At 61.3% G+C, this 25676-nt stretch carries 28 protein-coding genes; 15 read left to right on the top strand and 13 right to left on the bottom strand.

Translation table 11 applies throughout. The annotated features are described in order from the left end of the window. Positions 1 to 2: 2 nt before the first annotated feature. From hflC to cfaB, 7 genes are all read left to right on the top strand, one after another. On the top strand, positions 3 to 998 hold the full coding sequence (gene hflC, locus BFW87_RS11155) for a protease modulator HflC (protein ID WP_171045810.1): 996 nt from the start codon (positions 3 to 5) through the stop codon (positions 996 to 998). Then, positions 995 to 2029 (top strand): protease modulator HflK, encoded by a 1035-nt coding sequence (gene hflK / locus BFW87_RS11150; protein WP_078739878.1) that lies wholly within the window; start codon positions 995 to 997, stop codon positions 2027 to 2029. The genes hflC and hflK overlap by 4 nt, the downstream gene beginning before the upstream one ends. Then, a complete protein-coding gene (locus tag BFW87_RS11145) occupies positions 2026 to 3912 on the top strand; it encodes a cation-translocating P-type ATPase (RefSeq protein WP_078739877.1) in 1887 nt (628 codons plus the stop codon). The genes hflK and BFW87_RS11145 overlap by 4 nt, the downstream gene beginning before the upstream one ends. 139 nt (positions 3913 to 4051) lie before the next feature. After that, complete coding sequence (gene bufA2 / locus BFW87_RS32255; protein WP_071485301.1) at positions 4052 to 4306, top strand: BufA2 family periplasmic bufferin-type metallophore; 255 nt, start codon at positions 4052 to 4054, stop codon at positions 4304 to 4306. A gap of 66 nt (positions 4307 to 4372) precedes the next feature. Next, complete coding sequence (bufB, locus tag BFW87_RS11135) at positions 4373 to 5218, top strand: MNIO family bufferin maturase (RefSeq protein ID WP_078739876.1); 846 nt, start codon at positions 4373 to 4375, stop codon at positions 5216 to 5218. Beyond that, positions 5209 to 5997, top strand: coding sequence for an HvfC/BufC N-terminal domain-containing protein (locus BFW87_RS11130; RefSeq protein ID WP_078739875.1), 789 nt, complete (start codon positions 5209 to 5211; stop codon positions 5995 to 5997). Before bufB ends, BFW87_RS11130 begins: the two co-directional genes overlap by 10 nt. An 87-nt stretch (positions 5998 to 6084) precedes the next feature. Continuing rightward, positions 6085 to 7266, top strand: coding sequence for a C17 cyclopropane fatty acid synthase CfaB (gene cfaB / locus BFW87_RS11125; RefSeq protein WP_078739874.1), 1182 nt, complete (start codon positions 6085 to 6087; stop codon positions 7264 to 7266). A gap of 139 nt (positions 7267 to 7405) precedes the next feature. Here the strand turns inward: cfaB and cls are convergent, their stop codons facing one another. Next, positions 7406 to 8845: a cardiolipin synthase gene (gene cls, locus BFW87_RS11120; protein ID WP_078740038.1), complete on the bottom strand. Its 1440-nt coding sequence runs from the start codon at positions 8843 to 8845 to the stop codon at positions 7406 to 7408. Positions 8846 to 8976: 131 nt separating this feature from the next. Between cls and BFW87_RS11115 the strand changes: the two genes are divergently transcribed. Beyond that, positions 8977 to 9498, top strand: a complete 522-nt coding sequence (locus tag BFW87_RS11115) for a DUF3617 domain-containing protein (RefSeq protein WP_078739873.1) — start codon at positions 8977 to 8979, stop codon at positions 9496 to 9498. On the opposite strand, the gene BFW87_RS11110 is transcribed toward BFW87_RS11115, so the two are convergent. Genes BFW87_RS11110 through folE2 form a run of 7 tightly spaced genes read right to left on the bottom strand, consistent with a single transcriptional unit; the run spans position 9495 to position 15120 of the window. Continuing rightward, positions 9495 to 10832, bottom strand: coding sequence for a dihydroorotase (locus BFW87_RS11110; RefSeq protein WP_078739872.1), 1338 nt, complete (start codon positions 10830 to 10832; stop codon positions 9495 to 9497). The genes BFW87_RS11115 and BFW87_RS11110 overlap by 4 nt on opposite strands. Before the next feature lie 3 nt (positions 10833 to 10835). Next, complete coding sequence (locus BFW87_RS11105) at positions 10836 to 11396, bottom strand: gamma carbonic anhydrase family protein (RefSeq protein WP_016971721.1); 561 nt, start codon at positions 11394 to 11396, stop codon at positions 10836 to 10838. Further along, the gene (gene hisI / locus BFW87_RS11100; protein ID WP_078739871.1) at positions 11393 to 11806 is read right to left on the bottom strand and encodes a phosphoribosyl-AMP cyclohydrolase; all 414 of its coding nucleotides are present in this window, start codon (positions 11804 to 11806) and stop codon (positions 11393 to 11395) included. Before hisI ends, BFW87_RS11105 begins: the two co-directional genes overlap by 4 nt. After that, the gene (locus tag BFW87_RS11095) at positions 11803 to 12681 is read right to left on the bottom strand and encodes a metal ABC transporter substrate-binding protein (protein ID WP_078739870.1); all 879 of its coding nucleotides are present in this window, start codon (positions 12679 to 12681) and stop codon (positions 11803 to 11805) included. Before BFW87_RS11095 ends, hisI begins: the two co-directional genes overlap by 4 nt. A gap of 11 nt (positions 12682 to 12692) precedes the next feature. After that, on the bottom strand, positions 12693 to 13559 hold the full coding sequence (locus BFW87_RS11090) for a metal ABC transporter permease (protein WP_078739869.1): 867 nt from the start codon (positions 13557 to 13559) through the stop codon (positions 12693 to 12695). After that, positions 13559 to 14227 (bottom strand): metal ABC transporter ATP-binding protein, encoded by a 669-nt coding sequence (locus BFW87_RS11085; protein ID WP_078739868.1) that lies wholly within the window; start codon positions 14225 to 14227, stop codon positions 13559 to 13561. Before BFW87_RS11085 ends, BFW87_RS11090 begins: the two co-directional genes overlap by 1 nt. Further along, complete coding sequence (folE2, locus tag BFW87_RS11080; RefSeq protein ID WP_078739867.1) at positions 14224 to 15120, bottom strand: GTP cyclohydrolase FolE2; 897 nt, start codon at positions 15118 to 15120, stop codon at positions 14224 to 14226. Before folE2 ends, BFW87_RS11085 begins: the two co-directional genes overlap by 4 nt. Before the next feature lie 128 nt (positions 15121 to 15248). Here folE2 and BFW87_RS11075 point away from each other — a divergent pair, with 128 nt between their 5' ends. After that, positions 15249 to 16460 (top strand): N-acetylmuramoyl-L-alanine amidase, encoded by a 1212-nt coding sequence (locus BFW87_RS11075; RefSeq protein WP_078739866.1) that lies wholly within the window; start codon positions 15249 to 15251, stop codon positions 16458 to 16460. Here the strand turns inward: BFW87_RS11075 and BFW87_RS11070 are convergent. After that, positions 16457 to 16825, bottom strand: coding sequence for a glutamine synthetase (locus BFW87_RS11070; RefSeq protein WP_078739865.1), 369 nt, complete (start codon positions 16823 to 16825; stop codon positions 16457 to 16459). The genes BFW87_RS11075 and BFW87_RS11070 overlap by 4 nt on opposite strands. A 128-nt stretch (positions 16826 to 16953) precedes the next feature. Between BFW87_RS11070 and dksA the strand changes: the two genes are divergently transcribed. Genes dksA through BFW87_RS11050 form a run of 4 tightly spaced genes read left to right on the top strand, consistent with a single transcriptional unit; the run spans position 16954 to position 20245 of the window. After that, positions 16954 to 17358, top strand: a complete 405-nt coding sequence (gene dksA, locus BFW87_RS11065) for an RNA polymerase-binding protein DksA (RefSeq protein WP_078740037.1) — start codon at positions 16954 to 16956, stop codon at positions 17356 to 17358. 27 nt (positions 17359 to 17385) lie between these two features. Continuing rightward, positions 17386 to 18594, top strand: coding sequence for a zinc metallochaperone GTPase ZigA (gene zigA / locus BFW87_RS11060; RefSeq protein WP_078739864.1), 1209 nt, complete (start codon positions 17386 to 17388; stop codon positions 18592 to 18594). Then, positions 18594 to 19238, top strand: a complete 645-nt coding sequence (locus BFW87_RS11055) for a DUF1826 domain-containing protein (RefSeq protein WP_078739863.1) — start codon at positions 18594 to 18596, stop codon at positions 19236 to 19238. The genes zigA and BFW87_RS11055 overlap by 1 nt, the downstream gene beginning before the upstream one ends. A gap of 44 nt (positions 19239 to 19282) precedes the next feature. After that, positions 19283 to 20245 (top strand): CobW family GTP-binding protein, encoded by a 963-nt coding sequence (locus BFW87_RS11050; protein WP_078739862.1) that lies wholly within the window; start codon positions 19283 to 19285, stop codon positions 20243 to 20245. On the opposite strand, the gene BFW87_RS11045 is transcribed toward BFW87_RS11050, so the two are convergent. Then, entirely contained in the window at positions 20239 to 20634 is a 396-nt protein-coding gene (locus tag BFW87_RS11045; RefSeq protein ID WP_078739861.1) for a DUF3301 domain-containing protein, read from the bottom strand. The genes BFW87_RS11050 and BFW87_RS11045 overlap by 7 nt on opposite strands. A 117-nt stretch (positions 20635 to 20751) precedes the next feature. Here BFW87_RS11045 and pdxY point away from each other — a divergent pair, with 117 nt between their 5' ends. Next, positions 20752 to 21624, top strand: coding sequence for a pyridoxal kinase PdxY (gene pdxY / locus BFW87_RS11040; RefSeq protein WP_078739860.1), 873 nt, complete (start codon positions 20752 to 20754; stop codon positions 21622 to 21624). 60 nt (positions 21625 to 21684) lie between these two features. On the opposite strand, the gene BFW87_RS11035 is transcribed toward pdxY, so the two are convergent. Beyond that, positions 21685 to 22170 (bottom strand): acyl-CoA thioesterase, encoded by a 486-nt coding sequence (locus tag BFW87_RS11035; protein WP_003213461.1) that lies wholly within the window; start codon positions 22168 to 22170, stop codon positions 21685 to 21687. Between the two features lie 290 nt (positions 22171 to 22460). Here BFW87_RS11035 and BFW87_RS11030 point away from each other — a divergent pair, with 290 nt between their 5' ends. Then, positions 22461 to 24224: a cation:proton antiporter gene (locus BFW87_RS11030; RefSeq protein ID WP_078739859.1), complete on the top strand. Its 1764-nt coding sequence runs from the start codon at positions 22461 to 22463 to the stop codon at positions 24222 to 24224. Between the two features lie 16 nt (positions 24225 to 24240). Here the strand turns inward: BFW87_RS11030 and BFW87_RS11025 are convergent, their stop codons facing one another. Both BFW87_RS11025 and BFW87_RS11020 read right to left on the bottom strand, forming a co-directional pair. Beyond that, a complete protein-coding gene (locus tag BFW87_RS11025; protein WP_017135771.1) occupies positions 24241 to 24648 on the bottom strand; it encodes an SMI1/KNR4 family protein in 408 nt (135 codons plus the stop codon). Between the two features lie 135 nt (positions 24649 to 24783). Further along, positions 24784 to 25653: a Tim44 domain-containing protein gene (locus BFW87_RS11020; RefSeq protein ID WP_078739858.1), complete on the bottom strand. Its 870-nt coding sequence runs from the start codon at positions 25651 to 25653 to the stop codon at positions 24784 to 24786. Between the last annotated feature and the right edge of the window lie 23 nt (positions 25654 to 25676).

Genomic DNA, 25676 nt, shown 5'->3' with positions numbered 1-25676 from the left:
GTCTGTTGAGCGCTCATTCTCACGATCACGGTCATCACCACCATCATGGCCATCACCACCACCATCACGGCGATGAACAGGCTGCAGGCCCGTTTCCATGGCGACGCATGGCCTGGGCCGTGTTGCTGGTGTTGTTTGCGGTAGCGGCCGCCAGCCTGGTGCAAGTGCGCTCCGGCGAAGCCACGGTGATTACCCGTTTCGGCAACCCGTCGCGGGTGCTGCTGGAGCCGGGCCTGGGCTGGCGCTGGCCGGCGCCGTTTGAAGCGGCGATCCCGGTGGACCTGCGCCTGCGCACCACGTCCAGCGGTTTGCAGGACGTGGGCACCCGCGATGGCCTGCGCATTATCGTGCAGGCCTATGTGGCGTGGCAGGTGCAAGGCGATGCCGACAACGTGCAACGCTTTATGCGCGCGGTGCAGAACCAGCCGGACGAGGCGGCGCGGCAGATTCGCACTTTTGTCGGCTCGGCGCTGGAAACCACGGCGGCCAGCTTCGACCTGTCGAGCCTGATCAATACCGACGCCAGCCAGGTGCGCATCGCTGATTTTGAAGCGCAGTTGCGTCAACAGATTGATCAACAATTGCTCACCACCTATGGCGTAAGGGTGGCGCAAGTCGGCGTTGAGCGGCTGACCCTGCCGTCGGTGACGCTGACTGCCACCGTCGACCGCATGCGCGCCGAGCGTGAAACCATTGCCACCGAACGCACTGCCGTGGGCAAGCGTGAAGCGGCGCAGATTCGCTCCGCTGCCGAGCGCGATGCGCGCATTGTGCAGGCGGACGCGACGGTGAAAGCCGCCGACATCGAAGCGCAATCGCGGGTGGAAGCCGCACAGATTTATGGCCGCGCCTACGCGGGTAATCCTCAGCTGTATAACCTGCTGCGCTCTCTCGATACCTTGGGCACGGTGGTGACGCCGGGCACCAAGATCATCCTGCGCACCGACGCGGCGCCGTTTCGCGCGCTGGTTGACGGGCCGAAGGACGTCCAGCCATGACCGAGCGTGACGGCCCGGACAGCCCGTGGATCCAGGCCGGGCGCCTGACCTTCCTGGCGCTGTACGCGGTGACGGTGTTGGCAGCGTTGGCCTGGGCATTTTCCAATGTGCGCCAGATCGACCCGCAGAACCGTGCCGTGGTGCTGCACTTCGGCGCGCTCGACCGCATTCAGAATGCCGGGCTTTTATTGGCGTGGCCGCAGCCGTTCGAGCAGGTGGTGTTGTTGCCAGCGGCCGACCGCGTGATTGAGCGCCGGGTGGAGAACCTGCTGCGTTCAGACACCGCGATTCAGGCCGATCGCGTGGCGAGTTTCGCCACGCCGCTGAGTGATGCACTGGCCGGTTCCGGTTACCTGCTGACCGGCGATGCCGGCGTGGTGCAGCTGGATGTGCGGGTGTTTTACAAGGTCACCGAGCCATACGCTTTCGTGTTGCAGGGCGATCATGTGTTGCCCGCGCTGGATCGGCTGGTGACGCGCAGCGCCGTGGCCCTCACGGCGGCGCGCGACCTGGACACCATTCTGGTGGCGCGCCCCGAATTGATCGGCACCGATAACGGCGCCGCCGAGCGTCGTGAGCGGCTGCGCGGTGATCTGGTGCAAGGCATCAATAAACGCTTGGCGGAACTGGCGTCCACCGGTTTGGGGTTGGGCATTGAAGTGACGCGTGTAGACGTGCAATCGAGCCTGCCCGCCCCGGCGGTGAATGCGTTCAACGCGGTGCTCACGGCCAGTCAGCAAGCCGATAAAGCCGTGGCCAATGCGCGCACCGAAGCGGAAAAGCTCACGCAGACCGCCACTCAGGAGGCCGATCGTGTGGTGCAGGTTGCCCATGCCCAGGCCAGCGAGCGCCTGGCCAATGCGCAGGCGCAAACGGCCACGGTCGCGAGCCTCGCTCAGGTCAAAGACCCGGGCTTGCTGCTGCGCCTGTACCGCGAGCGCCTGCCGAAGATTCTCGGCCAGGCGGGCTCTGTCACCACGGTCGACCCTAAAGACGACTCCCGTTTGATCATTCAGGGAGCCGAACAATGAGCGCACCCATGCTGACGTCCGCCGAGCAGCGCAGTGCTGCGCGGCAATTGACCCTGGCCATGCTGGCCTTGGGGTTATTGATATTGGGCCTGGTATGGCGCTGGCTGGCGCCGGATCAGAATGGCGTCAGCCAGTTATTGCTGGGCGTGGCGTCTTTATTGGTGGCCGTGCCGGTGATGCGTTCGGCCTGGTACAGCCTGCGTTTTCCGAGCCTGCATGGCATCACCGACCAGTTGATCGCCTTGGCGATGATGGGCGCGTGGGCCACGGGTGATCTGCTGACCGCCGCGCTGTTGCCGATCATCATGATCTTCGGCCATGTGCTGGAAGAGCGCAGCGTGATCGGCTCCCAGGAAGCGATCCACGCCCTGGGCAAACTGACCCGCAGCCGCGCGCGGTTGGTGCAGGCGGATGGCAGCATCATCGAAGTGGATAACGGCACGCTGAACACGGGCGATATCGTCGAAGTGCGCGCCGGTGACCGGGTGCCCGCTGATGGCGTGGTCCTGTCTGGCCAGGCGAGCCTCGACACGGCGCCCATCACCGGCGAATCGGTGCCGCTGGAAGCCAGTGTGGGCGTGCAGGTGTTTGGCGGCGCGATCAACCTGGATGGCCTGCTGCGCTTGCAGGTGACGCGCACGGGGGATGAGTCGACCCTGGGCAAGGTCATCGCGCTGATGCAGAACGCCGAGCGCTCCAAGCCGCCGATCACGCGGCTGCTGGAGCGTTATGCCGGCAGTTATATGGTGCTGGTGTTGCTGCTGGCGGCGGTGACCTGGTTTGTCACCAATGACGCCCAGGCGATGCTCGCCGTGCTGGTCGCGGCGTGCCCGTGCGCGCTGGTACTATCGGCTCCCGCCACAGCGATTGCCGGGATTGCCGTGGCAGCAAGGCATGGGATTTTGATTCGCAGCTCGGCGTTTCTGGAGGAACTGGCGGACCTGACCTCGTTGGTGGTGGACAAGACCGGCACGTTGACCTTTGGCACGTTGCGCCTGCAATCCATACAAACCACCGCGCCGGATCGGCAGGTGTTGTTGAACCTGGCAGCCAGCCTGGGTTCTGCCAGCAGCCACCCGGTCAGCCGCGCGTTGGCGGGGTTGGCGACGCAGGAACAGTTGCTGGTGTTGACGGATATCCGCGAACGCCAGGGCCTTGGCGTGGTGGCGCAGACCGAACAGGGCGAAGCGGCACTGGGGCGGCCGGAGTTGTTTGAGCAACTGGGGATCGTCACCACGGCCGTTCCGAATCACGACGGCCCGATTGCCGGGCTGGCGCTGAATGGGCAGTTCCTTGCGTGGCTGCTGCTGGCGGACAGCGTCAAGCCGGAAGCGCGCCAGGCTCTGCAGGAACTGCGGGACCTGGGCCTGGGCCGACAGTTGCTGCTCACCGGTGACCGCCAAAGCGTCGCCGACAGCCTCGCGCTGGACGTGGGCATCAGCGACGTCGAAGCCCAAGCCTTGCCGGAAGACAAGCTCAACCGCGTGTTGGGGGAAATCAGCAGTGGCTTCCGGCCAATGGTGGTGGGCGACGGGATTAACGACTCGCTGGCGCTCAAGGCCGGTGTAGTGGGCGTGGCGATGGGCGCGGGCGGGGCGGATATCGCCCTGGCATCGGCGGACGTGGTGTTGATCGGCAGCGATTTGCGCCGCTTGGGCACGTGCGTGCGCTTGAGTCGCCAGTGCCGGCAGACGTTGCAGGTCAATGTGATCATCGGTCTGGGCTGGACGCTGGCCATCGTCGTATTCGCCGCGTTCGGCTGGCTGGGTGCGGCGGGCGCCATGATTGCGGCGGTGTTGCACAACCTCAGCACCTTGCTGGTATTGGGTAATGCCGGGCGTTTGCTACGCTTTCATGAGCCGCTGCTGAAGCTGGATGAATAAGGGTTTAAAAGGCCCGAGAAAAATATTTAGAAATATTTGCGCCGGGCTGTAACGCCGATGAGGGACCTCACTCTAGTGGTATGTCGAGACTGAACATTCCGTTCAGACCGACTCCACTACCGATCATGAGGATACAAAAATGAACTTCAAATCCGCTGCTGCTGGTGCCGCCCTCGCAATGGCTGCCGCTACCATGTTTGCTGGTGTTGTCACTCAGGCTCAAGCCGCTGACACCGCCGTGCACTGCTACGGCATCAACGCTTGCAAAGGCCAGAACGATTGCAAAACCAAAGACCACGCGTGCAAAGGTCAGGGTTCTTGCAAAGGCCAGGGCTTCAAAGTTCAAGCCAGTGCTGATGCTTGCACCAAGGCTGGCGGCAAAGTCGGCGAATAACCGGCACCGAGTGCTCCCGCAGCGGATGCCCCCCACCGCTGCGGACACTTTGCCCAGGAGTGTCTGATGTCCGCTTCCCTTCCAAGTCTGGGTTACGGCCTGGGTTTACGCAGTGAGTATTACCAGCAGATCCTCGAACAATCGCCCGCCGTGGATTGGTTCGAAGTGATCTCCGAGAATTATCTGGTTCAGGGCGGTAAGGCCTTGTATTACCTGGATGCGATAGCCGAGCGCTATCCCCTTGTGATGCATGGCGTGTCCCTGTCCATCGGTGGGCCCCACGCCCTCGATACCGATTACCTGAAAAACATCAAACAGCTCGCCGAGCGCATTCAGCCCGCGTGGATTTCCGATCACCTGTGCTGGAGCCGTGGCAGTGCGCACCAGTTGCACGATTTGCTGCCGCTGCCTTACACCGAAGAAAGCCTCTACCACGTGGCCGCCCGCGTTCGCCAAGTGCAGGACGTGTTGCAACGGCCGCTGGTGCTGGAAAATGTCTCCAGCTATGTGCGCTCCAGGGCGGATGAGTTTACCGAGTGGGAATTTCTCAACGCACTGGCCCATCTGACTGGCTGCCAACTGTTGCTGGACGTCAACAATGTGTACGTCAGCTCGCGCAACCACGGGTTCGACGCGTGGACGTTTATCCGCAGCCTGCCGCCCGAGAGCATCCGTCAGCTGCATCTGGCGGGGCATATGGACTACGGCGATTACGTGGTCGATACCCATGATCACCCGGTGTGTGACCCGGTGTGGGCGTTGTATCAACAGACGCTGGAGCATTTGGGGCCGGTGTCGACGCTGCTGGAGCGCGATGACCATTTTCCGCCATTCGAAGAGTTGCTCACCGAGTTGAGCAAAGCCCGCGAACTCGGCGCCACCGCCCTGGCCCGGAGAACGCTATGCGCCTGACCGATTGGCAATTGGCCTTTGAAGAGCATTTGTTGTCTGAAACCTCCACCGCCAACAGCGGTTTTGCCGCAACCTTGCTGGGCGGTCCGACGCTGGACGTGGACACGGGCCTGGCGATTTATCACAACGCCTACGTGTCGCGGTTGCAGGAAGTGTTGCGCCATGACTTCGGTGCCATCTGGTATTGGCTGGGCGATGATGAATTCGCGTTACTGACAGAAGCCTATGTGCGCCGTAATCCCTCCGCCCATTACAGCTTGCGCTGGCTGGGTGAGCGTTTCCCCGCATTTATCGTTGAGCATCTGGTGCCTGAACAGAGCCCGCCGCTGGTTGAGTTGGCGCGTCTGGAGTGGGCGTTTACTCTGGCGTTCGACGCCCCTGGCGGTGAGCCGTTGAGCCTGAATGACATGGCCTCCCTGCCACCTGAAGACTGGCCGGGTTTGCAGGTCACGCTGGCACCGTCAGTGCAGCAGCAACTCTGCCATTTCAACACCGTGGCGATCTGGCGGGCGAGCAAGGATGAAGCGGATTTCCCCGACAGCCATGCACTTGAGCTGGCGCAGATTTGCCTGGTATGGCGCCATCAGAACGTATGCCATTACCGCAGCCTGGAGCCTGCAGAAGCCTGCGCCCTGGCAGGCATGGTGACCACCGGCTGGAATTTTTCAGAACTGTGCGCCGAGCTGGCAGTCACTTATGGAGAGGGTGCCCCCCTGCAGGCCGTTACGTGGCTGAAACAGTGGATCCAGGACGGTTTGCTCGAGCGCCGAGCCCCATAGAAAAGAGCTATCAAATCGATAGCCTCCTACTTTGTCTTCGGATGGTCTACCCTCACACCAGACGTCTGAAACAAGGGGGGACTACTCATGCTCGCGCAACTTCCACCGGCCTTACAGAATCTCAAGCTACCGTTGCGTCTTCGACTCTGGGACGGCCATGAATTCAACTTGGGCCCCGAGCCCAGTGTGACCATCGTGGTGAAGGACCCCACGGTTGTCAGTCAGCTGACCCATCCCACGCTTAACTCACTCGGTGAGGCCTTCATAGAGGGCAAACTGGAGCTGGAAGGCTCCATCGCCGAAGTGATCCGGGTGTGTGATGAACTGAGTACCGCCTTGGTCGATGAAGAGGACACACGTCCGGTTCGTTCGATTCACGACAAGGCGACTGACGCAGCGGCCATTTCCTACCATTACGACCTGTCCAACGAGTTCTACCAGCTCTGGCTGGACCAGGACATGGCGTACTCCTGCGGTTATTTCGAAACCGGCAGCGAATCCATCGATCAAGCCCAACAAGACAAATTTCGCCATCTGTGCCGCAAATTACGGCTGCAGCCGGGGGAGTATTTGCTCGATGTCGGCTGCGGTTGGGGCGGGTTGGCACGGTTTGCCGCGCGGGAGTTCGGGGTCAAAGTGTTTGGCATCACCCTGAGCAAGGAGCAGTTGGCGCTGGCCCGGGAACGGGTCAAAGCTGAAGGCCTGGAAGACCAAGTGGACCTGCAACTGCTCGACTACCGCGACCTGCCGCAAGACGGCCGTTTCGACAAAGTGGTCAGCGTGGGCATGTTCGAACACGTCGGCCACGCCAATCTGGCCGAGTACAGCAAGACGCTGTTTGGTGCCGTACGTGAGGGCGGGCTGGTGATGAACCACGGGATTACCGCCAAACACACGGACGGTCGCCCGGTGGGGCGTGGCGCGGGCGAGTTCATCGAGCGTTACGTATTCCCCAATGGCGAGCTGCCACACTTGGCGATGATGACCGCCGAGCTCAGTGAAGTCGGGCTGGAAGTGGTCGACGTCGAAAGCCTGCGCCTGCATTACGCCCGCACGCTGGACCATTGGAGTGAGCGCCTGGAAGACAACCTGGAGGCGGCGGCGAAGATGGTGCCGGAGCAAGCGTTGCGCATCTGGCGCCTGTACCTGGCCGGTTGTGCGTATGCGTTTGCACGGGGCTGGATCAACCTGCATCAGATTCTGGCGGTGAAACCGCATGCCGATGGCAGCCATGAACTGCCGTGGACGCGGGAGGATATTTACCGCTGAACCACGGTTACACAAACGATGAAGATCTAAATGTGGGAGCGGGCTTGCTCGCGAAGGCGGGGTGTCAGTCAATAGATTTGTTGGCTGATCCACCGCATTCGCGAGCAAGCCCGCTCCCACATTTGTTTGGTGTTGTCAGCTAGAGAATCGGTGAAATAAGCCGCGCCACCCGCATGCCCAGTTGTTGAAGGCGGCGGGTCTCCTGGCTTTCTTCCTTGCTGACTTCATGGGCCTGGGCAAAGTCATCCAGCAGCATCTGCTCCACTTCGCTGGCGAAGGCCTCATCCACCGTCAGCAACATCACTTCGAAATTCAGCCGGAACGAACGGTTGTCCATGTTCGCACTGCCGATGGCGCTGATTTCGCTGTCCACCAACACCACCTTCTGATGCAGAAAGCCCGGTTTGTAGCGGAACACCCGCACCCCGGCGCGTACGGCTTCGATCGCATAAAGGCTGGAGGCGGCGTAGACAATTTTGTGATCAGGACGCGACGGCAGCAGTACGCGCACGTCTACGCCGCGCAGTACGGCCAGGCGCAGGGCGGAAAAAACGGCCTCATCGGGGATGAAGTACGGGCTGGTGATCCACACGCGCTCGGTGGCTGCGTGAATGGCTTCGACGAAAAACAGCGAGCAGGTTTCATACGGGTCGGCCGGGCCGCTGGCGAGCAGTTGGCAGAGCACGCCGTCTTCGGGGTAGGCGTCCGGCAGGATCAGCGGCGGTAATTCGCGGGCGGCCCAGAACCAGTCTTCGGCAAACGATTCCTGCAGGCATGCCACCACCGGGCCGGTGACTTGCACATGGGTGTCGCGCCACGGCGCCAGGGGCGGCTTTTTACCGAGGTATTCATCGCCGACGTTATGCCCGCCGACAAATCCGGTAATGCCGTCCACCACCACTATTTTGCGGTGGTTGCGAAAGTTGACCTGGAAGCGATTCAGCCAGCCGCTGCGGGTGGCAAAGGCTTTGACCTTGACCCCGGCGTCGCGTAGCGATTGCACGTAGCGGTGGGGCAGGGCGTGGCTGCCGATGCGGTCGTAGAGCACGTGAATATCGACGCCTTCGGCAGCCTTTTCCTTCAGCAAGGCGTGCAACTGCCTGCCAAGCTCGTCGTCATGAATGATGAAGAACTGAAACAGCACCGCCGTTTTGGCGTTGCGAATCGCCTCGAAGATCGCGCTGAACGTGGCGTCGCCATTGATCAGCAGGCGCACTTCATTGTTGGCCAGGCACGGCATGCGTCCCAGCTTGGGCATGGCGCGCAACGACGCGTAGGCGCTGGAGTTGCGCGCGGCCAAGGCTTCTTCGACCCACGGGCGCCAGTTCAGCTCGGTGATTGCCGTGTGCATTTCCTGGTTGGCCTGGCGCCGCGCCTGGATGTACGCGTCGAACGTGCTGCGGCCAAAAATCAGGTAAGGAATCAGCGTGAGGTAAGGCATGAACATCAACGACAACGCCCAGGCGATCGAGCCTTGGGCGGTCCTGACGGTCAGCACCGCGTGGATGGCGGCGAGGGTCCCGAGAAAATGCAGCGTGGCAATGAAGTAGGCGAGCAGGTGCGGGCCAAAAAAATCCATGAACGACATCTCTCCAGGCAGTTCAGGTGCCTAACAGACCATGTCTGACGGCGAATGTCGCTATTTTATTTGCCGTGCAACACTGGCGGCTTTGCGGCGTCTAACGCCCACAATTACCCAGGAGTTACCCGATGAATGCTCGTCTGCCAGTTTTGGCCATGGTTATTGGTTTGTCGCTGCCCGTGGCGGCTCAGGCGCAGATGCTGGCGCCGGGCTTGTGGGAATTGACCACCAGCAATATGAAAGTCGATAACCAGGACCTGCCGGACCTTTCGCTGATCCTCGGCCAGCTCAAGCAACAGATGACCCCTGAACAGCGCGCGATGCTGGAAAAACAGGGCATCACCATGGCCGGCAAGGGCGTGCAGGTGTGCCTGACGCCAGCGCAAGTCGCCTCCGATTCGATCCCCCTGACGGACCCGCAATCGGGCTGCAAACAGGAAGTGACCGACAAGACCGGCAACCAGTGGAAATTCCGTTTCAGTTGCCCGAAAGCCCAGGGCACTGGCGTGGCCACCTTCAAGAGTCAGCAGGAATTCACCACCACGGTCAACGGCACCTTCAATGCCACCGGCATTCAGCAGAAGGGCAGCCTCGACAGCCACGCGCAGTGGCTGGGCAATGATTGCGGTACGGTCAAACCCCGCGCTTAACGCAGAAAGTGCAGGGGCAAACCCTGGCAGCTGTCGACCACCTGGCCGTTGTGCCACGCCAGGTGGCCGGACACCAGGGTGGTGCTGACGCTGTGGCGGAAGCTGCGCTCGGCGAACGGTGTCCAGCCGCAACGCGCCAAAATCGGCTGGCTGCTCACCGGTTTACCTTCGGCCTCAGGCTGGATCAACACCAGGTCGGCCCAATACCCCTCACGTAAATAACCACGATCCGGAATGGCGAACAGGTCAGCCACGCGGTGGCTGGTCTTCGCCACCAGCGTGGTCAGCGGCAGGTGCCCGTCCGCCACCAACTCCAGCAACGCAGGCAATGCGTGCTGCACCAGCGGCAGCCCCGACGGCGCCTCGCGATAGCCCAACTGTTTTTGCGCCCAGGTATGCGGGGCGTGGTCACTGCCAATCACATCCAGACGATCACTCAGCAAGGCCAGGCGCAGCGCGTCGCGGTCGGCGCGGGTTTTGATCGCCGGGTTGCATTTGATCTGGTGGCCGAGGCGGTGGTAGTCGCGGTCATCGAACAGCAAGTGATGCAGGCAGACCTCGGCGGTGATGCGTTTTTCCGCGAGCGGTTTGTCCTCGAATAATTCCAGCTCGCGGGCGCTGGTCAGGTGCAGCACATGCAGGCGCGTGTTGTGGCGCTTGGCTAATTCCACTGCAAACGAGGATGAGCGATAACAGGCTTCGGCATCGCGGATCAGCGGGTGGGCGACGGCGGGAATGTGATCGCCAAAGCGCTCGCGCAGACGTTGCTCATTGGCGAGGATGCTCGGGGTGTGTTCGCAATGCGCCAGCAGAATGGTTGGCACTTCAGCAAACAGGCGCTCCAGAATTCGCGGATCGTCCACCAACATATTGCCGGTGGAGGCGCCCATGAACACTTTGACCCCGGCGACTTCCCGCGGGTCGAGGGCGGCGACGGTGTCGAGGTTGTCGTTGCTCACTCCGAAGTGAAAGGCGTAGTTGGCCACCGAGTGCAGCGCGGCACGGCGTTTTTTATCGGCCAGGGCTTCCAGGTTCAACGTGGCGGGGTTGGTGTTGGGCATGTCCATGAAGCTGGTGATGCCACCGGCTACCGCCGCGCGGGATTCGCTGTAGAAACTGCCTTTGTCCGGCGCGCCCGGTTCGCGAAAGTGCACCTGATCGTCGATCATGCCTGGCAGCAGCCACTGGCCCTTGGCGTCGATTTCAACCGGCTCGTTATAGCCTTCCAGGCTGGTGGCGATTTTCTCGATACGACCATTGGCAACCAGCACGTCGGCGTCGAATTCCTGGCCTTCATTCACCAGGCGGGCATTGCGAATCAGCAGGCGGCTCATGGTTCAGAACTCGTTTTGCAGGGCTTTGTAGCCGCGTACCAAATCGACGTTGGTGCGCGCTACGTCCTCGGAAAATTCCGAGGCACTGACGCTCACCGGCGGGAATTGCGACAGGTCAGTGTTCGGCCCGATGCGGGTGGTGGAGGGCACGTAGAACGCGGCGGGCAAGTCGCGGCCGTCGACCACCGAGTTGTGGCGCACCACGCAGCCGTCGCCCACGGCGCAGTTGAACAGCACGCTGTTGAAGCCGATAAACACGCGATCGCCGACGACACAGGGGCCGTGGACGATGGAGCGGTGCGCGATGGAGGTAAATTCGCCAATGGTCACGGCCGCGCCGGATTTGGAGTGGATGACCACGCCGTCCTGAATGTTCGAGTTGGCGCCGATGGTGATCGGGTCCATGGCGCCGCTGGCATCGACTTCGTCGGCGCGGATCACCGCGTAGGGGCCGACGAAAACGTTCTCGCCGATGATGACCTTGCCGCAGATGATCGCCGTTTTATCGACGTAGGCCGATTCGGCAATCACCGGCAGGTCGCCGGAAGGGTTCTTGCGGATCATGCAGTGGGCTCCGTGATGATGTGAACGTAGTCGCCGTCGATGGCGTTGTAGAAGCAGGTGGGCCGGCCGGTATGGCAGGCCGGACCGCGCTGGTCGACGATCAACAACACCGCGTCGCCATCACAATCCAGCCGAGCTTCAACCAGTTGCTGCCAGTGGCCGGAGATTTCGCCTTTGCGCCACAGCTGCTGGCGCGAGCGCGACCAGTAGCAAACCTGCCCGGTCGCCAGGGTTTCGTTGAGGGCCTGGCGGTTCATCCAGGCCAGCATCAACACCTCGCCACTGCCGTGTTGCTGGGCGATGGCGGCAATCAAGCCATCGCTGTTCCACGGCAGGGCGTCGAGCACGGGTTCGAGTGGAAAACGGCTGCCCAGGGCAGCCCTTTCCAGATCGAGCATGCTCAAGGTCATGGCTTGCTCAGGGCGGCGCACAGGGTGTTGAGGTTGTATTCGAACAGCCCGGTGAAGGTGCTGGCCGGGCCTTCGGCGGCGAGGGCGTCGGAGTACAAGGTGCCGCCGATCTGCGCGCCGCTTTCGTCAGCGATCTGCTTGAGCAGGCGCGAGTCCTTGATGTTTTCCATGAACACGGCCTTGACCTTATCTTTGCGGATCTGGGTGATCAGCGCAGCGACTTCGGCGGCAGACGGCTCACGTTCGGTGGACAAGCCCTGTGGTGCGAGGAACTGAATGCCATAGGCCTGGCCCAGGTAACCGAACGCGTCATGGGAGGTGACGATGCGACGGTTGCCCGGTGGCAGCGCGCCAAACTTGGTTTTGGCTTCGGCCAGCAAACGGTGGATTTCTTGCAGGTAGGTCTGGCTGTTGCGCAGGTAGTCAGCCTTGTTGGCCGGGTCGGCGGCGACGAGTGCTTTGGTGATGTTGTTCACATAGATTTCGGCGTTGGCCAGGTTGTGCCAGGCGTGCGGGTCCGGGATGGTCTCGCCGTCTTCTTCCATGGTGTGGGAAATCACGCCTTTACTGGCAGTGACCACCGTGGCTTTGGTCTCGGTGCTGGTCACCAGACGGTCCAGCCATGGCTCGAAGCCGAGGCCGTTCTTGATGATGACCTTGGCCTTGAGCAGCGCCTTGGCGTCGTCCGGGGTTGGCTCATAGGTGTGGGCATCGGAGTCGGGGCCGACCATGTTGCTGATCTGGATGTGATCGCCACCGATCTGGTGGGTGATGTCATCGAGAATACTGAAGCTGGTAACCACCTGGAGTTTGTCGGCGGCCTGCGCCATCGACAGCGGCAGCAGGATACTGAACAGCACGAGTAAAGCGCGCATCGGGAAACACCTCATTGGGATGTAAGAGAGGGCGGGCGGCGCAGCAAACCGTGCACCGGGCCGAAAACCACGGACAGCAAATACCCCGCGCCAGCCACCAGCACGATGGCCGGGCCGCTGGGCAGTGAGTAGTAGAACGACAGCAACAAACCAAACCACACCGACAGGCATCCCAGCACCGCCGATACCGCAATCAACACCGGCAGGCGCCGGCTCCAGAAACGTGAAGCAATGGCCGGCAACATCATCAATCCCACCACCATCAAGGCGCCGATGGCCTGGAAACCGATCACCAGGTTCAACACCACCAGGGTCAGGAACAAGCCGTGGGCCAGTGGGCCGAGACGGCTGACGGTTTGCAGGAACAGCGGGTCGAGGGTGTCCAGCAGCAGCGGTTTGTAGATCACCGCCATGGCGATCAGGCTGAAACCAGACACCCAGAGCATGCCGGTGAGGGTGGTTTCATCCACCGCCAAGGCGGAGCCGAACAGCAGGTGCAGCAGGTCCAGGCGTTTGCCGGCGATGCCGAGGATCAGTACGCCGGCGGCGAGAGAAATGGGGTAGATGGCGGCGAGGCTGGCGTCTTCACGCAGGCCGGTGCGGCGAGTGATCCATGCGGATAAGCCAGCCATGCCCAGGCCGGCGCCGAGGCCGCCGATAGTCAGGGCGGGCAGGCTGATGCCGGCAAACCAGAAGCCCAGGGCTGCACCGGGCAGTATGCCGTGGGCCACGGCATCGCCGATCAGGCTCATGCGCCGCAAAATCAGGAACACACCCAGCGGCGCGGTGCTGCACGCGAGCACCAGCCCGCCGATAAGGGCGCGGCGCATAAAAACGAAGTCGTTAAAGGGCATCCACAGGTGGGCAGCGAAATGCATCAGGCCACCTGCATCTGGGCTTGCGGGCGGATCAGTTCTTTACTGGGGCCAAACACGCAGCCGCTGCTTTTGATTTGCACCACTTGCTGGGTGTGATGGCGTACGGAGGCGAGGTCGTGGCAAACGATGACCACCGTGCGGCCTTCGTCATGCCAGGCGTGCACGTGTTTCCAGCACAGGGCCTGGCCTTCTTCGTCGAGGGCGGCGTGGGGTTCGTCGAGCAGCAACACCGGCGCCTCGGCCAGGCTCATGCGGGCGAGCAGGGCGCGCTGCAGTTCACCGCCGGATAAAGCCATCAGCGGGCGTTGCTCCAGGCCAGTGAGGCACCAGTCTTCCAGCACCGCTTGCAGGCGTTGGCTGCGTTGTTCGGGGGTGAGTTTGGTACCCCAGAAACCGGCGGCGACCAGCTCTTGCAGGCTGATCGGAAACTGGCGATCCAGATGTTGTTGCTGGGGCAGAAACGACAGGCCGCCACGGCGTGGAACCTCCACGCTGACTTTGCCCGCCAGCGGTTTTTGCAGGCCGGCGATGACTTTGAGCAGGCTGCTTTTGCCGGTGCCGTTGGCGCCGATGATGCCCGTGAGGGTGCCTTTTTCCAGCGTGAGGTCTAAGGAGGGCGTCAGCGGTTGGCCGGGGGCGCCCCAGCGCAAAGCGTTACAGGTGATCATGCAGGGTTTCTCGTCCAGCGGCTTTCAGCCACGGCATCGTGCGCGTGCAGGCTTTCGGCGTGGATCACTTTCAGGTGGAAGGCTTTGACGGCATCCGAGCGTTTCAAGGCGAGGTTCAGGCGGCGGGCGGCGTCTTCGCAGAACATCAGGTTCTGCCCGTTGGCCAGGGCGAAGGCTTGTTCGTCCGCACGTTTTACGGCGGTTTGCACGGCGGTGCCGAGTGCGGCTTCGACCTCGTCGATCAGACCGGTGAGCGGCAGCAACGGCAGCGCTTCGTCGAGTTGGATGGACAGTTGCGCGCTGCTGCGCTGGCTGTGGGGGGTGGCGACGATGCCGTTGGCGCTGCCAAGCCAGCTCAACACGTCTTCATGCTGCAACGGCGTGTTGGCGAAATCATTCAGAAATTGCTGCTGAATCAACTGCCTGGCAAGCGCGGCGGAGCAGGGGCAGGTGGAAGAGTAAGTCACGTCAATTTTTAGTTCCACGTGGAACATCTGGTTTTCCAGACGCGCTTCGATACACACCGGGTAGCCTTTCCAGCCGGCTAACGGGCTGACCAACGCCGCGCGTTTGAGCAGCAAATCGGTGTGGATGCGCAGGTAGGCGTTCTTAGATAAACCTTCATGACTCTCCAGAAAGCGCTCAAGTAGAGTACGCAGAAGCGCAGGCGTTAGCGGCTGTTGATCGAGCATTTCCAGAGCCAGGTAGAGGCGTGACATATGAATGCCACGGGCTTCGCCGTCATCCAGGCTCACGCCAGCGTCGGCAGTGGCGGTGAGGCGCTGGCCGTCTATGAGGATCGGCAAGGCGATGCCGCACATGCCCACCCAGTCGAGTGGCAAGGCTTGGCGGGAAGCCTGCGCGGCGATGTCCGGCAGAGTCAGCGCATTCATGGGCAGGTCCATCGTTGGAAATAAAAAGACATGTTATATTATTACTATTGAGTCGACGATGATTTTTCTGCTCCAGCCTTTCTTCAGTCATGTCGAGCAGGGACGCTCCTTTATTTGCGGTATTTGTCATGCACAGACGTCAGCTCCTTAACCTGCTGCTGGTCAGCCCCCTGTTCACCTTGCCTTTGGGGGCCTACGCCACGCAGGTCCGCAATGCGCGCCTGTGGCGCTCGGACGATAAACTGCGGCTGGTGCTCGACCTCAGCGGCCCGGTGCAATACAAAACCTTTTCCCTGACCTCACCGGAACGCTTGATCATCGACCTCAGCGGCGCCGGGCTCAGTGGTGATTTCTCTCAATTGGTGTTGAAAAACAGCGGGATCACCTCGATTCGCTCGGGGCATTTCGGCAAGGGTGATACGCGCATCGTGCTCGACCTGGCCGCGCCGATGCAGCTCAACAGCTTTTTGTTGCCACCGCAGGATGGCCAAGGCCATCGCCTGGTGCTCGACCTGACCAATGCCACCCACGCACCTCGTCAAATTGCCGCTGAACCCGAGCCGCTGGTTGCGCCGGTGGACAAGGCGCACCCCAAACGCGACATCATCGTGGTGGTCGACCCCGGCCACGGCGGCAAAGACCCGGGCGCTATCGGCTCCAAGGGCCAGCGCGAAAAAGACGTGGTGCTGTCGATCGCCCAACTGTTGGCCAAACGCTTGAAGCGCGAAAAGGGCTTTGACGTGAAACTGGTGCGCAATGACGACTTCTTCGTGCCGCTGCGCAAACGCGTGGATATCGCCCGTCAGCACAAGGCCGACATGTTTATCTCGGTGCATGCTGATGCCGCGCCGCGCCTCACGGCGTCGGGAGCCTCGGTGTATGCGCTGTCGGAAGGTGGCGCCACATCCGCCACGGCGCGCTTTATGGCGCAACGCGAGAACGGCGCCGACTTGCTGGGCGCCACCACGCTACTCAATCTGAAGGACAAGGACCCGATGCTGGCCGGGGTGATTCTCGACATGTCGATGAACGCCACCATCGCCTCGAGCCTGCAACTGGGCAGCTCGGTGCTGGGCAGCCTGCAAAATATCACCACGCTGCACCAGAAGCGTGTGGAGCAGGCCGGTTTTGCGGTGCTCAAATCACCGGATGTGCCGTCGATCCTGGTGGAAACCGGGTTTATCTCCAACACCCAAGACGCTCAGCGGCTGGTCACGGCGCGTCACCAACAGGCTGTGGCCGATGGCCTGTTCGAAGGCCTGAAAAAGTACTTCCAGAAGAACCCGCCGATGAACAGCTACATGGCCTGGGTTCAGGATCAGAAGAACGGTCAGGTCTAACAGCCGGTGATACGGCTGCACGTGAACTTGGCGCTGGCACCACCGGAACTGGAAAACCGGTTGATAGTGGTCCAGCCCACACGGCGCGTGTAGCCGACCCAAGCCTCACCATCGGATGCCAACCCGGTAAAGAACGTCAGCTGCCCGTAGCGGCTGCTGGTCTGTGCCCAATAGCGTTTGCCGATCACCTCAAAACCGCGCAAATACGTGGTGCTCCCCACCGTCGCCACACTGTAGGCATTGCCCAAAGGGTCGACACAGGCCAGCAGGTTGGCGCTGCGCGTGCAGTTCGCCAGCAGGCTCGGCGCTTGCGCGCAGGCCGGTCCTGCAGCTGCCAATAACAGGGCGCACACCAGGTATTTCATAGGTCTTCTCGGGGCAAGGAAGTGTTCAAGCATTGCGCCCTTCGTCGTGGCGAGCAAGGGGAGTATTGGCTTATTTGCATTGTTATACTATAACATTGAAAATCAGCCTGACCCGTGAACTGCTTTCCATGACTGAACAAGACCTGCTGGCCCAACCGCCCGCCGACTACATGAATGAAGCCCAGCAAGGCTTCTTCCGCGAGCTGCTGCTGACTCAGCGCTACGAGCTGCAAGCGCGCATCGAGACCGAATTCCTGCTGCTGCGCGAGCAGGAACCCAACAGCGACCTGGCCGATGTAGGCGCCGCCGAAGAACAGCGCCAATGGCAACTGCGCCTGCTGGAGCGCGAAAAGAAGCTGCTGGACAAGATCGACGACACCCTGGAATTGCTCGCCCGCGGTGAATACGGCTGGTGCCGCGAAACCGGCGAACCCATCGGCCTGAAACGCCTGCTGCTGCGCCCCACCGCGACCTTGAGTATCGAAGCCAAAGAACGTGAAGAGCTGCGCGAACGCCATAAACGGGCAGTTTGACCGGCCACCCCTGATGAGGATTACCTGATGACCAATCGTCTCCCCGTTACCGTGTTGTCCGGCTTCCTCGGCGCCGGTAAAAGCACGCTGCTCAACTACGTCCTGCGTAACCGCGAAAACCTGCGCGTGGCGGTGATCGTCAATGACATGAGCGAAATCAACATCGATGGCAGCGAGGTTCAGCGCGACGTCACCCTCAACCGCGCCGAAGAAAAACTGGTGGAGATGAGCAACGGCTGCATCTGCTGCACCTTGCGTGAAGACTTGCTGGAAGAAGTCGGAAAACTCGCCAAGGAAGGTCGGTTTGATTACCTGCTGATCGAATCCACCGGCATCTCCGAGCCGCTGCCCGTGGCCGAAACCTTCACCTTTCGTGATGAAAACGAACAAAGCCTGGCCGACATCGCGCGGCTGGACACTATGGTCACCGTGGTCGATGGCATGAATTTCCTGCTCGACTACCAGGCTGCCGAAAGCCTGGCCTCACGCGGCGAAACCCTGGGCGAGGAGGACGAGCGCTCCATCACCGACTTGCTGATCGAGCAGATCGAATTCGCCGACGTCATCCTGATCAGCAAGATCGACCTGATCAGCAGCCACGAGCGCGAAGAGTTGATCGCCATCCTCGAACGCCTCAATGCCCAGGCCGAAATCATCCCGATGGTCATGGGTGAAGTGCCGCTGAACAAGATCCTCAACACTGGCCGTTTCGACTTTGAGCGCGCCGCCCAAGCCCCGGGCTGGTTGCAGGAGTTGCGCGGTGAGCACGTGCCGGAAACCGAAGAGTACGGTATCGCGTCCACGGCTTACCGTGCGCGGCGACCGTTTCATCCGCAACGCTTCTTCGACTTTATCGACCGCCCGTGGGTGAACGGCAAGCTGCTGCGCTCCAAAGGTTTCTTCTGGCTGGCCAGCAAACACCAGGACGCTGGCAGCTGGTCCCAGGCCGGTGGCCTGATGCGCCATGGTTTTGCCGGCCGCTGGTGGCGCTTCGTGCCGAAAAGCCAGTGGCCGCAGGACGAGGAGAGCGTCGCGGCAATCATGGGCAACTGGCAACTGAGCACCGGTGACTGCCGTCAGGAACTGGTGTTTATCGGGCAAAACATTGACTTCGACCAGATGCGCGCCGAGTTGGACGCATGCCTGCTCAACGATGAAGAAATGGCCCTGGGCGTCGACGGTTGGCGCCTGCTGGCTGATCCTTTTGGCCCTTGGTATGAGGAGGCAGCCGCCTGATGCTCGCCCCGGTGATTTCCCTGCGCCCCTTGATTCGTCAGACCCGCGGTGAAACCCCGCTGGCGCTGTCCGATATCCTCGAAGATGGCGTCAACCTGGCGCTGTGGCAGCGCCAGTTGCCGCTGCATATCGCCGAATTTGGCGCCTTGCTGGTGGCACTCAATGAGCCGTTGGCCGACTCCATGGTGATTGAGCTCAAGGATGAGGGCGCTGTACCGAACCTGCAGGGTTTAGCGTCCAGCTGCAGCGATCTTGAAGGCTACGAAGGCTTTATCGCCGATGTATCCTGGCTGGTCAGCGCGTTTGCCTGCCTGCTGGGCGCCAAGCGCATCGGCGTGCGTTTGCGCTTGCTGGACAAGGCCATGTGCCCGCGCTTTCACGTGGATCACGTGCCTGTGCGGCTGATCACCACTTACGCCGGTATTGGCAGCCAATGGTTGCGCGAAGGCGTAATGGACCGTCGCACACTGAGCCAGCCGGATGCAGAACCTACCGAGCGCATCGAGCAGATTGACTGCGGCGAAGTGGCCTTGCTCAAAGGCACCAAATGGCACGGTAACGAAGGTCACGGGCTTATCCACCGCTCGCCGGCGCTCAAGGCCGATGAACGCCGGTTGATTCTGACGCTGGATTGGCTCGCATAACCGCGTAGGATCAAACGCTCTACACGGTCTGAATGATGCCACCCATGCTGCAGAACATTCCCACTCACATGATTGCCGGGCCTTTGGGCGCCGGCAAGACCAGCCTGATCAAGCACTTGCTCGCCCAACGCCCGGCAGACGAACGTTGGGCCATATTGATCAACGAGTTCGGGCAGATCGGCCTGGACGCGGCGCTGCTCACGCAGGATGACGACGGCATTGCCTTGGGTGAGGTCGCCGGTGGCTGTTTATGCTGTGTGAATGGTGCACCGTTCCAGGTAGGCCTGGGCCGTTTGCTGCGTAAGGCCAAGCCGGACCGGTTGTTCATCGAGCCCTCAGGCCTCGGCCATCCGGCGCAATTACTCAAGCAGCTACGGGCGGCGCCCTGGCAGGACGTGCTGGCGGTTCAGCCCTGCGTGCTGGTGCTGGACGCGCAGGCACTGGCGGCGGGCAAACCTTTGCCTGAAGCGCAACGCGAGACGCTGGCCAGTGCCGGGCTGTTGGTGTTGAACAAGGACGAGGCGCTGGACGCCGCGCAGCGTCAGACTATCGAGCAAACACTAGCGCCTTGCCCGCTCTATTGGACCCGCCAGGCGCAATTGCCGCTGGCGCAACTGCCCGGTCTGAATGCAAAAGCCGTTGCGGCTGTGGATAACTTCGACGTGCCCAAGGGGCTGGCGCAACTGCCGGCGATCTGGAGCGACCCGCAATTGCCGATTTGCTTGAGCCAGGCTCAAGAGGGCGGCTGGAGCATTGGCTGGCGCTGGCATCCGAGTCAGCAATTCGACACGCAACGCTTGCATCACTGGCTCACCGATATGCATTGGCGCCGTGCCAAACTGGTTATCCACAGCCCCGACGGTTGGGTGTCCGCCAACGCTGTGGATAACAGCTCGCTCGCCTGGCAACCCAGTGAGTGGCGCCGTGATTCACGTATCGAATTGATCTTCAGCGCGCCACAAGACGTGGCCGCGTTACAGGCTGCGCTGGCAGCCTGCCGTCAGTGACGGTTTTTAGTGGCGTGGTCTTGGCGCCATTGGCTGAGCTCGATGACTTCGGCGGTCGGCAGCGGCGTTTTGATCTCAAACGGGTAGGGCGCCAGTTCAATCTGCGCGCTGTGGGCGCCGAATTGCGTGATGGTTCCGGGATGACGGGTTTCGCCGGTCACGGTGAACTCGAAATTGTAGATGCGCGCCAGGCGCCGCCGACCGTTGGCATCTTTCACAAAACCGATGCGTTTAAGTGCCACCGCGCCGTCGAGCAACTCGATATCGAGCTTGGCGCAATGCTGCTTGACCCGCTCCAGTGCCCGCTCACGCAGGCCGTGGTTGTGCCACACCCAGGCGGCACCGGTCGCCAGCAGCATCAATACGAAGATGTTTCCCAGGGTGAGCATGCGATGAACTCCAACAAAGTGAGAGCAGCTTAACTGTGTCGCCGGTCTGTCGTACAGGCTGCGTTTAGTCGCATACTGCGCGGCCAGAATTTCAATGGCTTTACGGAAATCTCCCGCATGAAACGCACACCTCATCTGCTTGCGATCCAGTCTCATGTGGTCTTTGGCCACGCCGGAAACAGCGCCGCCGTGTTCCCCATGCAGCGGGTCGGGGTGAATGTCTGGCCGCTCAACACAGTGCAGTTCTCCAACCACACTCAGTATGGTCAGTGGGCGGGCGAAGTGTTGGCGCCACAGCAAATTCCGGCACTAGTGGAAGGCATTGCGGCGATCGGTGAGCTGGGCAACTGCGATGCGGTGTTGTCGGGCTACCTCGGCAGTGCCGACCAGGGGCGCGCGATTCTGACAGGTGTGGCGCGGATCAAAGCGATCAACCCCAAGGCGTTGTACCTGTGCGACCCGGTGATGGGCCATCCGGAGAAGGGTTGCATCGTGCCTCAGGAGGTCAGTGATTTCCTGCTGGACGAAGCGGCGGCCATGGCTGACTTCCTCTGCCCGAACCAGCTGGAGCTGGACAGCTTCGCCGGGCGCAAGCCGCAATCACTGTTTGACTGCCTGGGTATGGCCAAAGCATTGCTGGCGCGCGGGCCGAAGGCGGTTTTGGTCAAGCACCTGGATTACCCGGGCAAGTTGCCGGAGGGCTTTGAGATGCTGCTGGTGACCGCAGAAGGCAGCTGGCACCTGCGCCGGCCGCTGTTGGCGTTCCCGCGTCAGCCAGTGGGCGTGGGCGACCTGACCTCCGGGCTGTTCCTGGCGCGCGTGTTATTGGGTGACAGCCTGTTGGCGGCGTTTGAGTTCACTGCTGCAGCGGTGCATGAAGTGCTGCTGGAAACCCAGGCCTGCGGCAGTTACGAGCTGGAACTGGTGCGCGCGCAGGACCGTATTGCTCACCCGCGCGTGCGCTTTGAGGCCACGCCGATCGGTCTGTAAGCACACAAATCAAATTGTGGGAGCTGGCTCCCACATTCGATTGGGTTTACAGCTCTGGAATCAAGGCCCGTCGGCCTTGATCTCCTGATAGCGCTTCTCCAGCTCCTGGCGAATCTGCCGGCGTTGCTGGGCCTGCACAAACCGGCGCTTGTCTTCGCTGTTCTGCGGCTGCAGCGGCGGGACGGCGGCGGGTTTGCGCTGGTCGTCCACGGCCACCATGGTGAAGAAGCAACTGTTGGTGTGACGCACCGAGCGCTCGCGGATGTTTTCGGTCACGACCTTGATGCCCACTTCCATCGACGTATTGCCGGTGTAGTTGACCGACGCAAGGAAGGTCACCAGCTCGCCGACATGGATTGGCTCACGAAAAATCACCTGGTCAACCGACAGCGTGACTACATAGCGGCCGGCATAACGGCTCGCACAGGCGTAGGCCACTTCGTCGAGGTACTTGAGCAGGGTGCCGCCGTGGACATTGCCTGAGAAGTTGGCCATGTCTGGGGTCATCAATACCGTCATCGACAGCTGGGCGTTTCCGGGTTCCATAGCACACTCACGGTTGTAGGCATCTGTTGGGGAGGGCACCTCTGCGGGTGCTGGAATCTTTGCAGCGATCCCTAACGGGACGCCGGTGGGCGGCTTGCCGTCACGCCTGCGCCGATCTGTTTCCATATATTGCACCGGCTTTCTGCCGGAAGTCGCGGTGTTAACCTTCAAAAGCCCGTCTCAGGGCATTTCTTACGATTTAGGCCGACTTTTCCTTCCGCATGTTGCGACCGTTCAACGGCGCGCGCGGAAGTGGGAAAAGCGCCAGTACCCTCAAGGAGCCCCTCGCCATGCACGCCATCAGCTTTATCCAGGACTTGGCTGTGATCATGCTGGTGGCAGGGGTTGTCACCATCCTGTTTCACCGTTTCAAGCAGCCGGTAGTGCTGGGCTACATCGTCGCCGGGTTCATTATTGGCCCCCACACCCCGCCGTTCGGCCTGATTCACGACGAAGAGACCATCAAGACCCTGGCCGAGCTGGGGGTGATCTTCCTGATGTTCTGCCTGGGCCTGGAATTCAGCCTGCGCAAGCTGTTCAAGGTCGGCGCCACGGCGTTTATCGCGGCTTTCCTCGAAATCATCCTGATGATCTGGATCGGCTACGAAATCGGCCGCTGGTTCGACTGGAACACCATGGATTCGCTGTTCCTCGGCGCGATCCTGGCGATCTCCTCGACCACCATCATCGTCAAGGCGCTCAATGACCTGAAGATGAAGAACCAGCGCTTTGCCCAGCTGATTTTTGGTGTATTGATCGTCGAGGACATCCTGGGCATCGGTATCATCGCCTTGCTGTCGAGCATCGCCGTCAGCGGCACGGTCAGCTCCGGCGAGGTGTTCTCCACGGTCGGCAAGTTGTCGCTGTTCATGATTGTCGCGTTGGTGATCGGCATTTTGCTGGTGCCGCGTTTGTTGGCGTACGTGGCCAAATTCGAAAGCAACGAAATGCTGCTGATCACGGTGCTGGGCCTGTGTTTCGGCTTCTGCCTGCTGGTGGTCAAGCTGGAATACAGCATGGTGCTGGGCGCCTTCCTGATCGGCGCAATCATGGCCGAGTCGCGGCAATTGATTAAGATTGAGCGCCTGATCGAGCCCGTTCGCGACATGTTCAGCGCCATCTTCTTTGTGGCGATTGGCTTGATGATCGACCCGCAGATCCTGCTGCAATACGCCTGGCCGATTGCAGTCATCACCGTGGCGGTGGTGCTGGGCAAGATGCTGTCCTGCGGCCTGGGTGCGTTTATCGCCGGCAATGATGGTCGTACCTCACTGCGCGTGGGCATGGGGCTGTCACAGATTGGCGAATTTTCTTTCATCATCGCGGCGCTGGGGATGACCTTGCAGGTTACCAGTGACTTTTTGTACCCAGTGGCCGTAGCCGTCTCGGTAATCACTACCTTGCTGACGCCGTACTTGATTCGTAGTGCAGACCCGTTGTCATTGAAGATCGCCGCGGTGATGCCAACACGCATGAGCCGGGTGTTCGGAATGTACGGCGAATGGCTGCGCAGCATTCAGCCGCAAGGCGAGGGCGCGATGCTGGCGTCGATGATTCGTAAGATCATTCTGCAAGTCGGGGTGAATCTGGCGCTGGTAGTTGCGATCTTTTTTACCGGCAGCTTCTTTGCGGCGCGCATCGGTGGGTATCTGGAAGGCTGGATCAGTGACCCCAGCTGGCAGAAGGCGTTGATCTGGGGTGGGGCGTTGCTGTTGTCGCTACCGTTCCTGATTGCGGCGTATCGCAAGCTGAAGGCGTTGTCGATGCTGCTGGCGGAGATGAGCGTGAAGCCGGAGATGGCCGGGCGGCATACCCAGCGTGTGCGGCGGGTGATTGCGGAGCTGATCCCCATTTTGTCGCTGCTGGTGATCTTCCTGCTATTGGCGGCCTTGTCGGCCAGTATTCTGCCGACCAACAAGTTGCTGGTGCTGATCGCCGTGGTGACGGCAGCAGTGGCGGCCGTGCTCTGGCGGTGGTTCATCCGCGTGCATACGCGGATGCAGGTCGCCTTGCTGGAGACCCTGGATAACCACAAGGACACACCGGAGCACTAAGCGCCTGGGTGTGGGATCAGCTTTCCAGCCAGACGTCCCGCGCCCAGTGCCATACCGATTCCCAGGTTTCTTCGGTCACCAGTTCTTCTTCGCCGGACCACAGCACCACGGTGCCGTCTTCTTCGACGCAGTAGTAGTCGTCGCCGTCCTGGCAGATCGGGATCATGCTGCGATCAACCCCGGCATCCCAGGCGTTGGCCGCCACGTCCGGCAGGTAGGTGTGGGATTGCGGGTCAGTGACGGTCACTGGCTCCAGGCTGCCGTAGACCACGTCGCTGACGGTCAGCAGGAATTCACGGAAGACAAACGGGATGTCGATGAACAGCTGTTCCTCGATTTCCACAATCTGATCTTCATCAGGCAGTTCCAGAGGAACCGGGACCGGTTCGTTGGCTTCACGCAATTGTTCGATGATTTCTTCCACGGCCGGGATCCTCTTGCTGATGGCGCGGTTAATAGGGGCGTTTTATACAGTAGCTCGCTATAAGTGCAACCGTGAAATAGAAAACCCCGGAACATGTCCGGGGTTTGTATCACAGGTGGCTCAAACGCGCGGGTATCAGCCGTTCTGGCGGATACCGGCGACCAGCCAAGGCTGGTTCTCGCCTTGTGGGCGTTCCATGTTCCAGCTTTCGCTGAACACTTCGCCCTGGTCGAAACGCGAGGACTTCGACACACCGCTGAAGGTCAGGGTGGCGATGGTCTTGTCGGCGCGGTCATCCACACCTTCCAGCTGGACGCGCAGGTCGTCGATGTAGGTCGACTGGAACGCATCGCCGATCTCGGCACGTTCGCGCTTGAGGAACTCCAGCAGTTGCGGGGTCACGAACTCGGCGATCTTGTCCATTTCGTTGGCGTCCCAGTGCTGCTGCAGGGACTGGAAGTGGCTGCGGGCCGCTTCGACGAAACGCTCTTCGTTGAACCAGGCCGGTGCGTTGATCACCGGACGGGCGGCGGCAGGTGCAGCCGAACCGCCGAAGATCGAACCCATGGCAGGTTTTTGCTCGAACACTTCACGCTGCATTGGCGCGCCGGCGGGAGCCATGTGCTCCTGCTGCTTGCGGCGACGGGCGGCGATAAAGCGGAAGATCACAAAGGCGATGACCGCCAGGATCAGCATGTCGAAGATCTGCATGCCCTGGAAGCCGCCGCCCATGAACATGGAAGCGAGCAGGCCACCGGCGGCGATGCCGGCCAGAGGGCCCAACCAGCGCGAAGCACCGCCGGCTTTGGCAGCAGCGCCCGCAGCACCGGCTGCGCCTGCGGTTGCCGCAGCACCGCCGGCACCGGCGGATGGAGCCATTTGGCTGGTCTGGTGAGTCGGCGCCGAGCCCATGCTTTTGCCGCCACCGAAGCGTTTGGCGTTGGCGTCGAGGCTCATCGTCAGGCCGATGCACAACGCCATGGCGATGCTAAGAAAACGTTTCATAAAGGGAATTCCCATTTGTGGAT

Origin of the sequence: Pseudomonas fluorescens, from assembly GCF_002022275.1 — a bacterium.
Classification (GTDB): Bacteria; Pseudomonadota; Gammaproteobacteria; order Pseudomonadales; family Pseudomonadaceae; genus Aquipseudomonas; species Aquipseudomonas fluorescens_AJ.
Note: the sequence above shows the minus strand (reverse complement) of the source record. Positions and strands in the feature narration are given on the sequence as shown.

Excerpts from the sequence above, each read along its gene's own strand:
- BFW87_RS11030 (WP_078739859.1), top strand. The coding sequence starts at position 22,461 with ATGCACGCCATCAGCTTTATCCAGGACTTGGCTGTGATCATGCTGGTG.
- bufA2 (WP_071485301.1), top strand. The coding sequence starts at position 4,052 with ATGAACTTCAAATCCGCTGCTGCTGGTGCCGCCCTCGCAATGGCTGCC.
- BFW87_RS11035 (WP_003213461.1), bottom strand. The coding sequence starts at position 22,170 with ATGGAACCCGGAAACGCCCAGCTGTCGATGACGGTATTGATGACCCCA.
- BFW87_RS11020 (WP_078739858.1), bottom strand. The coding sequence starts at position 25,653 with ATGAAACGTTTTCTTAGCATCGCCATGGCGTTGTGCATCGGCCTGACG.
- pdxY (WP_078739860.1), top strand. The coding sequence starts at position 20,752 with ATGAAACGCACACCTCATCTGCTTGCGATCCAGTCTCATGTGGTCTTT.
- BFW87_RS11090 (WP_078739869.1), bottom strand. The coding sequence starts at position 13,559 with ATGCATTTCGCTGCCCACCTGTGGATGCCCTTTAACGACTTCGTTTTT.
- BFW87_RS11085 (WP_078739868.1), bottom strand. The coding sequence starts at position 14,227 with ATGATCACCTGTAACGCTTTGCGCTGGGGCGCCCCCGGCCAACCGCTG.
- hisI (WP_078739871.1), bottom strand. The coding sequence starts at position 11,806 with ATGACCTTGAGCATGCTCGATCTGGAAAGGGCTGCCCTGGGCAGCCGT.
- BFW87_RS11130 (WP_078739875.1), top strand. The coding sequence starts at position 5,209 with ATGCGCCTGACCGATTGGCAATTGGCCTTTGAAGAGCATTTGTTGTCT.
- BFW87_RS11095 (WP_078739870.1), bottom strand. The coding sequence starts at position 12,681 with ATGCGCGCTTTACTCGTGCTGTTCAGTATCCTGCTGCCGCTGTCGATG.
- zigA (WP_078739864.1), top strand. The coding sequence starts at position 17,386 with ATGACCAATCGTCTCCCCGTTACCGTGTTGTCCGGCTTCCTCGGCGCC.
- BFW87_RS11105 (WP_016971721.1), bottom strand. The coding sequence starts at position 11,396 with ATGATCCGCAAGAACCCTTCCGGCGACCTGCCGGTGATTGCCGAATCG.
- dksA (WP_078740037.1), top strand. The coding sequence starts at position 16,954 with ATGACTGAACAAGACCTGCTGGCCCAACCGCCCGCCGACTACATGAAT.
- BFW87_RS11045 (WP_078739861.1), bottom strand. The coding sequence starts at position 20,634 with ATGCTCACCCTGGGAAACATCTTCGTATTGATGCTGCTGGCGACCGGT.
- hflK (WP_078739878.1), top strand. The coding sequence starts at position 995 with ATGACCGAGCGTGACGGCCCGGACAGCCCGTGGATCCAGGCCGGGCGC.
- cfaB (WP_078739874.1), top strand. The coding sequence starts at position 6,085 with ATGCTCGCGCAACTTCCACCGGCCTTACAGAATCTCAAGCTACCGTTG.
- BFW87_RS11145 (WP_078739877.1), top strand. The coding sequence starts at position 2,026 with ATGAGCGCACCCATGCTGACGTCCGCCGAGCAGCGCAGTGCTGCGCGG.
- BFW87_RS11055 (WP_078739863.1), top strand. The coding sequence starts at position 18,594 with ATGCTCGCCCCGGTGATTTCCCTGCGCCCCTTGATTCGTCAGACCCGC.
- bufB (WP_078739876.1), top strand. The coding sequence starts at position 4,373 with ATGTCCGCTTCCCTTCCAAGTCTGGGTTACGGCCTGGGTTTACGCAGT.
- BFW87_RS11075 (WP_078739866.1), top strand. The coding sequence starts at position 15,249 with ATGCACAGACGTCAGCTCCTTAACCTGCTGCTGGTCAGCCCCCTGTTC.
- BFW87_RS11115 (WP_078739873.1), top strand. The coding sequence starts at position 8,977 with ATGAATGCTCGTCTGCCAGTTTTGGCCATGGTTATTGGTTTGTCGCTG.
- BFW87_RS11050 (WP_078739862.1), top strand. The coding sequence starts at position 19,283 with ATGCTGCAGAACATTCCCACTCACATGATTGCCGGGCCTTTGGGCGCC.
- BFW87_RS11070 (WP_078739865.1), bottom strand. The coding sequence starts at position 16,825 with ATGAAATACCTGGTGTGCGCCCTGTTATTGGCAGCTGCAGGACCGGCC.
- cls (WP_078740038.1), bottom strand. The coding sequence starts at position 8,845 with ATGGATTTTTTTGGCCCGCACCTGCTCGCCTACTTCATTGCCACGCTG.
- folE2 (WP_078739867.1), bottom strand. The coding sequence starts at position 15,120 with ATGAATGCGCTGACTCTGCCGGACATCGCCGCGCAGGCTTCCCGCCAA.
- BFW87_RS11110 (WP_078739872.1), bottom strand. The coding sequence starts at position 10,832 with ATGAGCCGCCTGCTGATTCGCAATGCCCGCCTGGTGAATGAAGGCCAG.